This window comes from Chryseobacterium tagetis, assembly GCF_016735585.2.
In the GTDB taxonomy this organism is placed as follows: Bacteria; Bacteroidota; Bacteroidia; order Flavobacteriales; family Weeksellaceae; genus Chryseobacterium; species Chryseobacterium tagetis.
In genome coordinates, this window is sequence record NZ_JAERSE020000004.1 from 55,629 (window position 1) to 69,329 (window position 13,701).

A 13,701-nucleotide genomic window follows, 5' to 3' on the forward strand; every position below is an offset into this window, starting at 1 on the left:
ATTTTTGTCAAAAAAGATTTCAATTATTTTCTGTAGTTCCAAATAAAGCCTTATCAAGTTCTTTATAATCAACTTTCGGCTTTTCAGCTGTTGTTTTAACTGAATCTTTTGTTACTGCAATTGAGATCAAAAAGATCATTACAATTAATAGGGTTACAATGCCCCAAACTGAAATTTTGCTCTGTAGTATTTTCATAACTTTTTTGTTTTTTATAATTATTTAATGATTGTTTGATTTATAGACTCCTGCTTGAAAACTTAAAATTTCTTTCATTCTCTTCAAGCTCAGCGGATGAATTAGTTTCTTCATCCTCAATTATATTGATTCCGCTAAACTCTTCAGAACTATTATCGGGAGCCGGATTCATTTGCCTGGGTCGGTCTTGCTTGCTTTCTTTTTTATTAATTTCTCCCTTGAATAGAGAAATAATTTCATTGACTTCATCCCGAACTTTTTCATAATAATCAGTGATAACGAAATCAGGCTGATTTTTAAATTGACTGTTTAACTGATATGCTAACTGCTTTCTTTTAACAGGTAAAAATTTCTCATGAATATAGGCTTCAGAACTTTCGGCAACTCTTCCGATGAATTCACCAACCGGAAGTTCCATAAAAACTGAATTTCTGAAAACATCTCTTTCCTGTACAGATCGGCTTTGACCAACATTTCTTTTAAATGGGTTGAGAAAATGACGTGAAGTATTGTTACTTTCAAAATATTGGTCTTTCTTGCCAAACTGTTTACTGAGAATATCTGCAGTATGACTACTGGAAACCTGACCGTAAAAATGATTCAGACAGCTTGCAAATAACACATCTGCTTTTTCTTTCGTATAGCCATCCGTAAGCTGTGAAAGATCCTGGCAGAAAAACATACTTGCAATTTTATTACTTCTTCCTGTATTTGGGAGAGTTTGGATATCATTAATAAATACGGTTGGAAACTCATCCAATAATACAAAAGAATGATGTTTACGAGGTTGATTCAATTGTTTTGCAGCAACTGAGATAACCAAACTACACAAAGGAGCTAACGTAGTTGCTATGGAAGGATTATTCCCTACAGTTAAAACAATTGGATTATCCGGATTATTAATATTCAGATCAAAATCCTCTCCTCCAAAAATATACATAAACTCCGGTGTATTAATCTGTGCTACTGCTCCCTGTAATGATCCAACTACTCCCGCTAATTGTGAATTTGCTTCGCTCTCCAGAGCTGTAGCAAGTGACAATATCATTGCCTTGGTTTCGGAATTTGAAGACAGTAAAGCAATTAAATCAGTGTGATTTGTCGCAATCAATGCTAACGTATGTGGAAGATCACAATATTTAGGATATTCTTTCTTCAGGAACCAAATACATGCTGTCAGAAGATCTGTTGCAGAACGTGACCAAAAATCCTCTTTCTTAATAGATTCCTTCATTAAATTTTTAGTGATGGCAGAAGCGTATTCTCTTGCATACGCTGAATGAGGTAAATATTTTGGATTTAAAGGATTACATCTATGGCTTTTAAGTGAATCATTAAAATTCAAAACATAATGCTTAATACCCGAATCTGAATAAAAAAGTTCAATATCATTTGCCAGTGCCGGATATTTAAAATCATAACAGATACCTGAAAACTGTTTTTGTGCTAACTCTCGTATAAAGGGGACTGCAAAACTTTCAGATTTTCCTGCTCCGGGACCACCTATTATTAAAATTCCACGGAAAGGATTAGGAATTTGAACGGTTCTTTTTTTGGTTTGAAGAGTTAATCCCTGAAATTTTTTCTTTGAATCTTTCAATAATGAAAAGCCTGTAAATTTTTTATTAATAAAACCAAAAGGATAAAAAATTAATTTTTTATAAAAATTGAAAGGCGTTTTAAGTGGCGGAATCAAAGATTTTCCAATCCAGAATTGAATCAGAATGTATAAAAGCTCTGCATATCCGAAACAGATTCCTACTACTAAAAATTTTAATCTTGCCAGGAAGCTTGCTTCAGGAGATATTACTACTGAAAATCCGTGCTGAGATATATTATATAAGAATGAATTAATACCTATAATCTTCACTCCTAGCATATACAATAAAAATAAAGACATTGCAACAATGATAAATTTTACCATTAAAATTGGATCTTTTTCCATGTTTATAATTTTTATAGGCTTAAGCCCTGGTTATTCTTTTTATTTTGTTCGACAGTTTTTTTAATTTCATATTGCTTTGCAGATTCCTGCTTTATTGCTGTTTCTATTACTCTTTTTCTTTCTTCGATTGTACCGTTTTTAATCGCATTACAATATTCAAAAGATTGTTTATAGTTTCTTTGAAAGGCAAATTTCTTATCAAAAGCTTCTTCGGATTTTTGAATGAAATTTTTACGATCAAAACCACCTTTAACCTGTCCTCTCGTTGTACTTTTATGGTTTGTCATTGGAGATAGTTTCATTCTTTTATCTAAAGATTTTCTGCTAACAACTACATGAACATGCATATCAATATTATTTTTCATATTTCTTTCATGATGAATCTTAGCGTAATACATAATATCTTTAGCCTGTAATCCTTTGCCAAAATTTTCCGCATACTTCTGCATTACTTCATTTCTCACATAATCTTTCAGGGCGTCACTTCTTTCTTGGGAAGTTGTGCCAATATGTTGTGACTCTTTTTCTGAAGGACTCACAGTAATGACAAAGAATTTTGCATCTTCTTTTGTCAGGGAAACACTTGGTAAAAATAAAATAAGCCTTGAGGGCGGTGGTGTATTTGATAATGGCGATGTATGTATCGCTCATTTTTTAGTGGAAGAAGCGGACAGAGCCAAAGAAGTATTGGCAAAAATAGGCCTCAATGTTACGAAAATTAATAATGTAATTATTCAAAAATTACGACAAGATGTACCTGGACAATTGGGAATGTTTTGTAGACGTTTGGCAGATGCTGATGTAAATATTCTTGTTCAATACAGCGATCATTCCAATCAGTTAATCATAGTTCCGGACAACTTTGAAAAAGCAAAAGAAATTTTAGATGCTTGGATGAAAGAATGGTGGTGATAATATAAGTAACTTAATGCTTAATGTGTAATAGCAACTACTTGATCTGACAGTTTTAATTAATAGTCTGAAAAACCGTCAGCTCTCCAGTAGAAAAAATATTAAACATTAAAAGCTACCAGAAAACAGTCAGCTTTATTATTAATCTTGATGCCTTATATTAGTGGAGTTACTAATTTTGTTAGGACACAATTCTTACCCTGCTTTTTTTACTGTACTAATTAACACCAACCTTATACTTCCTCTTATCCTTTTATCAGAGTATGTCGTGTTTTATTTTAAATCTATTAGGTAGTACACAAAGCAGTCAGTACCTGTCAGCAAATCGGCTGTAAAAGGTCTTGAAGTGGTTGCAACCTCTTATACAAATGCCTGAAGCTGGTTGGTAAAATCCCTGAAGGCGGTTATGAACTGCCTGGAAGGGGTTATGAAAAGGGGGTGCGCCAGTTCGGAACCTCTTTTAGGGGCTTAGGAACCGGATATATCCACTTAGAGAAGTCCCTGCCACCACTTCACCAACCTATTGCAGCCACTTCAGGACCGCCTTAGGGGTGGTTCCGGACCGGGTAAAAGGGGTTAGGAACCGGGTCTGTCCTCTTCTTCGGGTACGTTATATCGGTTCGCCGGAGGCTGGGCCGGAACAGGATCGGGAGGAAAAAATGAACCCAGAAAAGTAATGGTGGTACGCTCTCCTTTTTCATCCACCTTCATCATGATCGACCGACAGCAGGGAGATGCTCTGAAATGGCTTTCGTAGCGTTTTCCGCATTTGAAACATTCGGTAAGTATAATCCTAATTTTTTTCATAATTCTTCATATTATAGCAATGATAAACGGAAAAGAAACGGGTCGAATCTTTACCAGATAAGCGGATAATCAGAAAGTAATTTGTGTTTTTGTGTTATGTTAGTGTAAGGGTCTATTTCTCCCGGGAATGTTGTGCAAAGTATCAGGTTTCTCTCTGTAACTTGTTGAGTTTCGCTATCAGGTACAGCGCATCCATAATTTCTTTGTCAGGAATTTTTTCTTTTTTCACCCGGCGTATGTATTCAGCAGGTCTTCTCTTTTCTTGCAGAATGAGATTCACCGAACTGGTATATCGTGCCGGTAACCATCGGTCAATGAAATCGTATTTCTCATCCATCGTTTTCCGATGGTGAGTGGTCGCCAATTTGCCCATGAGTGAAATAATTTTATTTATGCTTTTTTCGTAATTTTGTGTCTTACGGCAAACCTGTTTGCCCAACAAATATACAATTATATATTAAATAAACAATAATTCATTGTTTTTACAAAATATAATTGTTTTTGATGAAAAAAAAATAAATATGATGAAAATACACCAAAAGATACGGGAATACAGCAAGGAAAAAGGAGAAACCATGAAAGAGATTGCCGCTGCCTATGGAGTTACCCCGCAATCTATTCAGCTTTATTTCTCAGGAAAGAATGCTATGCCTCTTGCTTTTTTGGCTTGGTACATCGAAAACCATCCTGATCTGGATCTCTATGCTCTCTTTGATAAAAAACAACAAAACATTGTTGCAGAAACCAGACCGGCATATGAAAAGAAAGTGAAGAAACAGGAAGTGATCGACAAGATTGTGGCTATTTTGAAGGAGGAACTTTGAGAGAGTGAGAAGGTGGAAAAAGTAAAAAGTGAAATGTAAGAAGTGAGAGGTGAAACGCTTATTTTTTAATAAACAAAAATGCTTCCCGTGGGGAAGCATTTTTGTTTATTATTGTTTACTGCCAAATTCCCCTCCTCTCATTTCTCACCTTTTACTTCTTACATTTCACTTTTCACTTTTTACTTCCCATCCTTATAATGCAAAAATATTCCGTAATCTGAAGGCGTCCAAAAGGCGGCTTTTTGTCCGGCGGCTTTCAGTGCATCGTTTGCCCACGTGTTGCAGGTATAGGCAAAGCTGTAGGTACCTTTGGCATCATAAAAGGCATCGTTCTCACCATAGACTGCATTGGTAGGGATTAATATGAATTTTCCATTTTGATCCTGATCAAATTTACTTTCTACAAATTGTGCTAACTGCTGATACTGGTTTCTACTGATCATGATTTTCTTACAGTCTTCGGCTTCTTTCATCTGCCTGTAATAGGTACAGTGCATGGCAGATTCGCTCAGCCAGAAAGCAGCTTTAAAAGCGGTAGAAAATTTCAGGTCTGCCCAAGTAGGGGTATCAAGGTAAAAGCCTTTGTCTCCCCATCCTACTCCTATGTACTGGTAATCGGTTTTTTTAGATCTTATATTGCTGAAGGGGATCTTTTCACTCCAGTCCTTCATATCGTTCTTCACAGGCATTACAATATCGGTATGTACGCCATTGGTGTAGATGTATACGGGGATTTCCTTCTTTTGCCCGTCATCTTTTGCAGACACCTCTATGAACGGCAGCAGATATCCTAATATAAGATAGAGAATAACAACGCCTAGAACGGTTCCGAGAATTTTTACTAACAGGATGATCATTTTTTTTACCTTCATGCTTTATATTAATGAAATTTAATAAATAAGTTTACTAAAAAAATTTGTATTTAAATAAGAATTTGATTAAATTTAAGTACAAAATATTACAAAAATGCACAAAAATTCCAAATCCCAAAAGAGATTTAAAATCAGAGTGAAAGTAGCCCCTAAAAGAGTTCAAAAAAAACGTTGATTTTTGGTGAGATCTGATCTTCCGGAAATCAATTTTTCTTTTTTAGAAAGGCTTTTACAACCCTAAATCTTCGCCTCCTTAAGATCTGAACTTTTAAGGAATGGCTGAACAACCCTCCTTGTTTTGGAACCCTCAAATTCCGAACGAGGATTTGTCACCAAAAAACACATTATTTTTTCTCTTGGGAAGCATTCAAAAATTCAATATTTCTCTTCAATCCTGCAAATTTTGTTCTCTTTACGGGGGATTTTCTGAAGATCTCGGAGAAGAGTTCCTGAGTAAGCTCTTTCCATTCCCCTTTTTTAAAGTTTTTTAAAGCTTCATTTGGCTGAAACTTACTTTGCTTGTTGGGAGCTGAAAAACGGTTCCATGGGCAAACATCCTGACACACATCACAACCGAACATCCAGTCATCCATTTTATCTTTAAAGTAATCCGGAATTTCGTTTTTCAGTTCTATGGTCGCATACGAAATGCATTTGCTTCCATCAATAATTTTTTCAGAAATAATAGCGTTTGTAGGACAGGCATCAATACATTTTCGGCAGCTTCCGCAATGATCGGTAACGGGATTATCCGGAATGAGCTCCAGATCACAGATAATTTCGGCTAAAAAATAAAATGAGCCGCTTTGCTTCGTAATCAGATTGGCATTTTTCCCCACCCATCCTATTCCGGATTTTTTTGCCCAGCTTCTTTCCAACACCGGAGCAGAATCTACAAAAACACGAAATCCGAACTCTCCGATCTCCTCATGCAATTCAGCTACCATCTCACGAAGAATTTCTTTAATCACCTCATGATAATCTTCTGCATAGGCATATTTTGAGATTTTAAAGTTCTCTAATGCCGAAATTTTTTCTTTAGGAAAATAATTATAGGAAAGTGAAATCACAGATTTTGAACCTTCTACCAGCAATCTTGGGTCCAGCCTTTTGTCAAAATGATTTTCCATGTATTTCATTTCGCCATGGAAGTTATTTTTCAGCCATTTTTCAAGATTCGGCGCGTCTTCTTCCAAAAAATCAGCCTTTGAAATACCACAATTCTGAAATCCAAAACTTTTGGCTTTGGCTTTGATGAGCTGTGAATATTTTTCGGCATTTGAATTCATAATTTCGCATTGCAAAACTAAGATTATTTTATAAATTTGTTTAGGCTTTGGATTCTTGTGCAAAGGTAGATATCTTTGGAAGAATGCCTGGTATATTTTTTAACTCTAAAATAGTAGTATTATGTCTTTAGCAGAAGTAATAAAATCAGGAAATTATGAATTGATCGACGTTCGTGAACCAATGGAACTGGAAATGGACGGAAATATAGACGGTGCAAAAAACATCCCTCTGGGAGAGGTGGAAGACAGACAGGATGAAATTCTTTCTGTAGAAAAGCCGGTAATCTTATTCTGCAGAAGCGGAAACAGAAGCGGAAAGGCATTGGAATATTTAAATTCTCAGGGTTTGAAAGACGGCTACAATGGTGGTGGTTGGGCAGACCTGAAAGCAACGATCGAAGCAAATCAAGGAACTTTTTAAAGTTCCTTTTTTTATTAAAAAAAATAGAGGTATGAATTTGAAGGAAAGATTTTCAGCAGTCTGTTTGCCTTTTACCCATGATCAGAAGCGTATTGAAAAGTTATGGTCTGAGATCGAAAAAAAATATTCTGAAAAAAGCAGACATTATCACAATCTCACCCATTTGGAAAGTCTGTTTTCTGAACTTGATGCGGTAAAGGACAGAATCTCAAATTATTCAAACATCTCATTCTCCGTTTTTTATCATGATGTGATCTATGATGCTTCTTCAAAGTCTAATGAAGAGAAAAGCGCCGATTTTGCCAGGGTAAGGCTTCAGGAGCTGGGTCTTGATGCAGCTGATGTCTCTCAAGTTTATCATCAGATCTTAGCAACCAAAGCCCATGAACGTTCTGATGATGAGGACATCAATTATCTGCTGGATGCGGATCTTTCTATTCTCGGAAAGGATCAGGAGATTTATATGGATTACACTCAAAAGATTCGAAAGGAATATTCCATATATCCGGACCTACTGTATAAACCGGGAAGGAAGAAGGTGCTAAAGCATTTTTTAGCCATGGAACCTGTTTTCAAAACAGAATATTTCAGGGAAAAATATGAGGAACAGGCGAAGAGAAATATAGCGTTTGAGATCACTAAATCTTGATAACATTTCTTTCCGGATGAAATGGATGAAGAATCTTTATTGGAGATTCTTCAATACGCTTTGCTTCTTTCAGAATGACAGTTGGAGAATTTTATATAAAAATTAAGCGGGCTAAAGCCCGCTTTTGCTGTATTTCAATAGTGTTTAAAGTAATTTAAAATTCTTTATTTTCTATTTGTTGTTGTATAAATTCGGTGGCTTTATTCAGGACAACTTCGGGAGTTTCTTTGTGCGGGGTGTGTCCTATATTGGGAATAATAAATTTTTCCGCACTTCCGCTTACCTGGGAAACGGTTTTTTCTACCTGATCGAGTGTTCCGTATTCATCGGCTTCTCCCTGGATAAAGAGTAACGAGCTTTTGATATTCTTCAGCAGGTATTCAATATTCCAGCTTCTGAATTTTTCGCTCAGCCAGATCTCCGTCCAGGCTTTTACGATCATTTCCACTTTATCGCCGTGGTATTTTTGCAGGCGCTCTGGAAGATTGGTCGTTTTATAGGCTTCTAAAGCTTCTTCCACGCCTTTTACTGTAATGTCTTCCACGAAAATATGTCCGGCTTCACAAATAGTGGCTCTTATTTTTTCGGGGTATTTTGATGCGGTAATCAGAGCAATGGTTCCTCCGTCACTGTGCCCGAAAAGAATAATATCATTGATATTTAATTCATTCAACAGATCGTTGAGAACATCAGCTTCTGTTTCCATGTAATTGTTCTCTCTTTCGTAAGTAGGCATCGGAAAAGATTTCCCATATCCTAAACGGTCATAGACAAGAACGTTGCACTGGGTAGCTTCGGATAGTTTTGCAGGAAAGTCTCTCCAAAGCTGTGCAGATCCTAAGGAATCGTGTAGAAAGACTATGGTAGGCCTGTTTTCAAATGAATTGTTATATTCTATATAAAGTTTTTTACCGTTTACCTCAATTATTTTCCCTTCCATCAATTTAGAAACTTTAAATTTTATTTTAACCATTAAGAAGAATTAAATTTTTAGGCAGAGTTAAGATTAAACCGTAAGCTAATCTTACTATTCTAAACTTCTTAAAGGTCTCAATGGTTAAAATTTTTATGCTTTTTTGTTATTTAATTATTTATTATTAGGTTACTTTTATAAGCTTGGATTATTTGCTTCTTCAAATTCTTTTAACAGGTTTCTGAAAACGGCATCTACAGGAAGGATATCATCAATCAAAGCGGAAACCTGCCCTATTTCCAATTCTCCGTCTTCCATATCGCCTTCAAACATCCCTTTTTTAGCTCTTGCGCGGCCTAAGGAAGCGATCAAAGATTCTTTATTTCTTCCTACATTATAAATATCTTCGAGTTCATTAAAGAACTTATTTTTCACCATTCTTACAGGTGCCAGTTCTTTCAGTGTTAAATGGGTATCTCCTTCCTGAAGCTGGGTGATCTTCTGCTTCCAGTTTTCATGAGCACTTGCTTCCACTGTTGCGGCAAAACGGGAGCCGATCTGAACTCCGTCTGCACCAAGAATCATGGCAGCTTTCATCTGAGAGCCTAAAGCAATTCCACCTGCAGCAATCAATGGTTTTGAAATATGTTTTCTTACATTGGGAATTAAGCAGAACGTGGTGGTCTCATCTCTTCCGTTGTGACCTCCTGCTTCGAAGCCTTCGGCAACGATAGCATCTACGCCTGCATCTTCACATTTCATCGCGAATTTGGTGGATGAAACTACGTGAGCCACTTTCAAACCTTCTTTCTGAAGGGTTTCAGTATAGGTTTTCGGATTTCCTGCAGAGGTAAAGACAATCTTTACTCCTTCTTCGAGAATGATCTGAATGACTTCGTCTAAATTCGGATACAACATAGGTACATTTACGCCAAATGGCTTATCTGTAGCCTGCTTACATTTCTGAATGTTTTCTCTTAAAATATCGGGATACATACTTCCTGCACCGATCAATCCCAAACCTCCACAATTAGAAACTGCTGAAGCTAATTTCCAACCGGAATGCCAAATCATTCCTGCCTGAATAATAGGATACTGAATAGTAAAGAGTTGTGTGATTTTATTTTGGCTCTGCTGCATTTCATGAAGTTTTTTAGCTGAATTGAAATCTATAAAGTTGCTCATCTTGTAAAAATACTAAAAACAGTTGTTTTGCATGAATAAAAAATATGGAAAAAATTATTTCAAATAAGGGACTTTCAGGTTTTAAACGTTTCCAACGTTTCATCAATCAGGGGACTTATTTTTAGAAATTTTCCGGATAGGTCAATGATGTCGTTGTGAATGGTTTCGGCATTCAGATCCAACCAACCTTCCATTAATGTTAACGGGCCGAAATCTATACTTACATTTTCCCAATCATTCTGCTTTTCAATAAATCTGTTTCTAAATTTTTCAGCAAACTCCCTGCTTGAAATTTTATAGCCTTTCAGCCAACGGAGTTTTAAAGCGTGGATATTGTAGTACAGTTTTTCTTCTTTATTTGTTTTATTATTTACCCAGACCGAAAAAAAAATTCTGCTTTTCGAAGTTAGCGGAGATTGAAAATCACCAGACCATTTGGGTTTATAAATTTTTAAAGCAATTGATTCCATCACCTCATGAACCGATATTTCCAGTCCTGTCTCATCAAATTGTTTTCGGGGAATATCTTTTACAATTGCTTCAAATGTTCTTTTATAAAAGTCGTAATTCATCTTTTATTATTTATATCAAAAGTAAGATATTCAGACATAAAAAAACCTTCAGAAAGTTCTGAAGGTTTTTTATTTATTTTTTAAGGGATTCTTTTTTCCAGTTTCCTTTAAAGCTACAAGAATCATATCGGCCGTCGATTGAAATAAAGGTGGTCGGCAGTTTTGAATTCACAAACTTTTCTACCATTTCATTCCTCTTTTTGTTGAGGGCCAACTGTTTTATTCTGTCGTAATCTGTTTCTAAAGTGATCTTATGAGAAGGGATCTCATCTTCAATCTTAATGATCTTTACCACTTTTCTTTTGTTTTCTGCATCTTCAAAAGCCGTTGTAATATCGCCTTTTTTAAGACCTGCTAACTCGTAAGTAATCGTTCCTGGGATACTTTCTCTTTCAATTTTACTTGAACCGTCTGCTCCTGGTACTAATCCTCCGTTGAATTTAGTTTTTTTATCATCAGAATATCTGTATGCTGCATCTTTAAAGCTGATCTTTCCGTCTATAATCAGGGTTCTGATACTATCCAACTTCTTTTTAGCCGACACGATCTCTGCATCTGTAGGAGTAGCCATCAATAAGATGTGTCTTGCATCATACATTTTCCCTGATTTTTTTATCAGCTGGATAATGTGGTAACCAAATTCAGATTCTATAGGGTCTGAAATCTCACCTTCCTGCAGGTTCAGTGCTGCTGCTTCGAAAGGTTTTACCATCTGACCTTTGTAAATATTCTTGATTAATCCTCCGTTCACTGCAGAACCTTCGTCTTCCGAGTAAATTCTGGCCTGGCTTTCGAAGCTTTCTCCTCCAAGAATATCCTGTTTTACTTTTTTAAGTCTGTTGATCAGTTCCTGCTTGTGAGCATCCGTCAATTTAGGATACATCATGATCTGCGTTAAAGATACTTCGTCTTTAATCTCAGGCAACTGTGTTTTGTACATATTGTAAAAATCAGTTACTTCATTGGGAGTAACGTCAGCTTTGTCTGTAATTCTTTGGTACTTAGCCTGTCCGTAATACTGATCAGCATCTATTTTCTCGATCGTATTCTTCATTTCATAAGCATTTCTGAACTTATAAGCTGCCAACATTGTTTTCTCGTCCGGAAACTGAGAAAGTAGCTGCTGGTATTTTGCATTTGCTCCTTCTTTTATAGCTGCAGAACGGTTTTCAATCAATGTATCTCTTTTAGCTTCATATACTAAAAGTTTATTATTAATCAAGCTTTCCAAAAACTCACATTTATCTACACTGGAAACTCCCTGCTGCTTTCCGTAATTCATTTGCTCTTCCACATCAGATTCTAGAACGATTTCATCTCCAATTACCGCTGCAATACCGTCTATCAACTGCCCCTTCTTAAGTTGAGCCTTTACATTTGTAGAGAACATCAGCACGAAAATCCCAAAAAGAAAAGTGATTTTTAGTTTATTTGTCATTTTACTATTTTAAACAAGTTGCAAATTTAGAATTCTTAATCAATTAGACTAAATTTTTTATTATAAATATTTCTTAAAAAGCTTTATTTATTGTAGTTCAACATCAAAAGTTGTCAATTCTTTGAATTGTCTCAATCTGCCAAACATATCCGCTTCGTTTACTTCCTGAATTCTTTCTGTTCCGAATTTCTCAACGGTGAATGATGCCATTGCAGATCCTACGATAAGTGCAGACTTCATGGTTTCAAAATCAATTTTGTCTTTTTTAGCAAGATAAGCTGCAAAACCTCCTGCGAAAGTATCTCCTGCTCCTGTCGGATCGAATACTTCTTCTAATGGTAACGCAGGAATCGCAAAAACATTATTGTCATGGAAAAGTAAAGCACCGTGCTCTCCTTTTTTAATGATTACATATTTAGGACCCATTGTATGGATTTTCTTAGCCGCTTTTACCAAAGAATATTCTCCTGAAAGCTGTCTTGCTTCTTCATCATTAATGGTGATCACGTCAGTTTTAGCAATCATATCCATCAAGATATCCCAAGCACTGTCCATCCAGAAATTCATTGTATCAAGAATAACCAATTTCGGACGTTTGTTCATTTTTTCAAGAACAGATAACTGAACTCCCGGGTGAAGATTTCCTAATAATAAAATCTCTGCATCCTGCATAGAATCAGGAATTTTCGGATCAAAGTTTTCCAATACGTTTACTTCAGTAGCTAAAGTATCTCTTGTATTAAGATCGTTGTGGTATTTCCCTGCCCAGAAGAATGTTTTTCCTTCTTTTACGATTTCAAGTCCTTCAATATTTACATCTCTGTCTGTAAACATATCAAGATATTCCTGTGGAAAATCTCCTCCTACTACAGAAACGATTCCGGATTTCACTCCTAAGATAGACGATGTGATTCCGATATAAGTGGCTGCACCTCCTAATATTTTATCTGTTTTACCAAATGGTGTTTCAATTGCATCAAATGCAACACTTCCTACAACTAAAAGTTTCATATATGTTTTAATGTAAATTTTAAGAATTTTAATTTTTCCATTCGAATGTATCCAGCAAATGTTTCATATCTTCTTTGATATAGTTGACCGCCGGAGCCAGTGAATCTGGTTTGGGTCTTGTATTAAAGTAAAGATATCCCGTTACAAAATGTTTTGTACTGTCTGTAATGTAAAACTGAAGATTGGAAGCACTCTGCCCTTTCAGTTCGTAAAAATTACCAAAGACTTTTTTCTCCGGATATTCAAATGATTTTGTGTCTATTGAGCTGGCTTTTACTGTATGCTCATACACCATTTTCTCCGCTTCTTTCAGGTGATCTACGAAATCATTCTTGATCGGGAAATAGGTAATGAATACTTTTGCCTTCATTTTAGGATAGTTCAGGTAGTACCAGCAAGGTCTTTTGGCATCTGTCATTTTAGCAAAGTCCGAATATTCGAAAGTGTATGCGCAGTTGCTCTCAAACTTCTGATATTTTGGAGCCGGATACTCCAAACGAAGTTCCCCATAAGGTTTGGGAACAGAGTCTTTTCCGCAAGACACTAGAACTAAGGCTATAAAAATAAAAATGATGTTTTTAATCATTTTGCAAAAGTACAAATTAGATTTCAGATTTTGAAAGACAAATTTCAGCATTTCAGTGACTTTTACACTTGAATATAATTT

At 35.8% G+C, this 13,701-nt stretch carries 17 protein-coding genes; 4 read left to right on the forward strand and 13 right to left on the reverse strand.

Translation table 11 applies throughout. The features are described from left to right. Positions 1–19: 19 nt before the first annotated feature. From JI747_RS14135 to JI747_RS14145, 3 genes are read right to left on the reverse strand one after another with little or no spacing between them, the layout of a single operon-like run. Positions 20–196 carry a hypothetical protein gene (locus JI747_RS14135; RefSeq protein WP_225689547.1) on the reverse strand — a complete coding sequence of 59 codons (177 nt, stop codon included), beginning with the start codon at positions 194–196 and terminating at the stop codon, positions 20–22. A 40-nt stretch (positions 197–236) separates the two neighbouring features. Then, positions 237–2,141 carry a type IV secretory system conjugative DNA transfer family protein gene (locus JI747_RS14140; RefSeq protein WP_225689548.1) on the reverse strand — a complete coding sequence of 635 codons (1,905 nt, stop codon included), beginning with the start codon at positions 2,139–2,141 and terminating at the stop codon, positions 237–239. Between the two features lie 11 nt (positions 2,142–2,152). Beyond that, positions 2,153–2,680: a DUF5712 family protein gene (locus JI747_RS14145; protein ID WP_317197627.1), complete on the reverse strand. Its 528-nt coding sequence runs from the start codon at positions 2,678–2,680 to the stop codon at positions 2,153–2,155. 4 nt (positions 2,681–2,684) lie between these two features. Between JI747_RS14145 and JI747_RS14150 the strand changes: the two genes are divergently transcribed. Continuing rightward, positions 2,685–3,053, forward strand: a complete 369-nt coding sequence (locus tag JI747_RS14150; RefSeq protein WP_225689549.1) for an amino acid-binding ACT domain-containing protein — start codon at positions 2,685–2,687, stop codon at positions 3,051–3,053. A 576-nt stretch (positions 3,054–3,629) separates the two neighbouring features. On the opposite strand, the gene JI747_RS14155 is transcribed toward JI747_RS14150, so the two are convergent. Together JI747_RS14155 and JI747_RS14160 are read right to left on the reverse strand one after the other, a co-directional pair. After that, entirely contained in the window at positions 3,630–3,860 is a 231-nt protein-coding gene (locus JI747_RS14155) for a hypothetical protein (protein WP_225689550.1), read from the reverse strand. 142 nt (positions 3,861–4,002) lie between these two features. After that, entirely contained in the window at positions 4,003–4,233 is a 231-nt protein-coding gene (locus JI747_RS14160; RefSeq protein ID WP_225689551.1) for a hypothetical protein, read from the reverse strand. A gap of 148 nt (positions 4,234–4,381) precedes the next feature. Between JI747_RS14160 and JI747_RS14165 the strand changes: the two genes are divergently transcribed. Further along, positions 4,382–4,684, forward strand: coding sequence for a helix-turn-helix domain-containing protein (locus JI747_RS14165; RefSeq protein ID WP_225689552.1), 303 nt, complete (start codon positions 4,382–4,384; stop codon positions 4,682–4,684). 179 nt (positions 4,685–4,863) lie between these two features. Here JI747_RS14165 and JI747_RS14170 read toward each other — a convergent pair whose 3' ends face one another. Together JI747_RS14170 and queG are read right to left on the reverse strand one after the other, a co-directional pair. Next, complete coding sequence (locus JI747_RS14170; RefSeq protein WP_225689553.1) at positions 4,864–5,556, reverse strand: TIGR02117 family protein; 693 nt, start codon at positions 5,554–5,556, stop codon at positions 4,864–4,866. 344 nt (positions 5,557–5,900) lie between these two features. Beyond that, positions 5,901–6,845: a tRNA epoxyqueuosine(34) reductase QueG gene (gene queG / locus JI747_RS14175; RefSeq protein WP_225689554.1), complete on the reverse strand. Its 945-nt coding sequence runs from the start codon at positions 6,843–6,845 to the stop codon at positions 5,901–5,903. Between the two features lie 121 nt (positions 6,846–6,966). Here queG and JI747_RS14180 point away from each other — a divergent pair, with 121 nt between their 5' ends. Both JI747_RS14180 and JI747_RS14185 read left to right on the forward strand, forming a co-directional pair. Beyond that, entirely contained in the window at positions 6,967–7,266 is a 300-nt protein-coding gene (locus JI747_RS14180; protein ID WP_225689555.1) for a rhodanese-like domain-containing protein, read from the forward strand. 31 nt (positions 7,267–7,297) lie between these two features. Next, positions 7,298–7,915, forward strand: a complete 618-nt coding sequence (locus JI747_RS14185) for an HD domain-containing protein (RefSeq protein ID WP_225689556.1) — start codon at positions 7,298–7,300, stop codon at positions 7,913–7,915. 154 nt (positions 7,916–8,069) lie between these two features. Here JI747_RS14185 and JI747_RS14190 read toward each other — a convergent pair whose 3' ends face one another. The 6 genes from JI747_RS14190 to gldD all read right to left on the reverse strand — a co-directional run bounded on the left by JI747_RS14190 (position 8,070) and on the right by gldD (position 13,620). After that, on the reverse strand, positions 8,070–8,888 hold the full coding sequence (locus JI747_RS14190) for an alpha/beta fold hydrolase (RefSeq protein WP_225689557.1): 819 nt from the start codon (positions 8,886–8,888) through the stop codon (positions 8,070–8,072). Between the two features lie 135 nt (positions 8,889–9,023). Continuing rightward, entirely contained in the window at positions 9,024–10,013 is a 990-nt protein-coding gene (locus JI747_RS14195; RefSeq protein ID WP_225689558.1) for an NAD(P)H-dependent flavin oxidoreductase, read from the reverse strand. A 74-nt stretch (positions 10,014–10,087) separates the two neighbouring features. After that, positions 10,088–10,585 carry a hypothetical protein gene (locus JI747_RS14200; protein ID WP_225689559.1) on the reverse strand — a complete coding sequence of 166 codons (498 nt, stop codon included), beginning with the start codon at positions 10,583–10,585 and terminating at the stop codon, positions 10,088–10,090. A gap of 73 nt (positions 10,586–10,658) precedes the next feature. Continuing rightward, positions 10,659–12,023: a peptidylprolyl isomerase gene (locus tag JI747_RS14205; protein ID WP_225689560.1), complete on the reverse strand. Its 1,365-nt coding sequence runs from the start codon at positions 12,021–12,023 to the stop codon at positions 10,659–10,661. An 87-nt stretch (positions 12,024–12,110) separates the two neighbouring features. Beyond that, complete coding sequence (locus tag JI747_RS14210) at positions 12,111–13,034, reverse strand: PfkB family carbohydrate kinase (RefSeq protein WP_225689561.1); 924 nt, start codon at positions 13,032–13,034, stop codon at positions 12,111–12,113. Between the two features lie 28 nt (positions 13,035–13,062). Further along, positions 13,063–13,620 carry a gliding motility lipoprotein GldD gene (gene gldD / locus JI747_RS14215; protein WP_225689562.1) on the reverse strand — a complete coding sequence of 186 codons (558 nt, stop codon included), beginning with the start codon at positions 13,618–13,620 and terminating at the stop codon, positions 13,063–13,065. Positions 13,621–13,701: the final 81 nt, after the last annotated feature.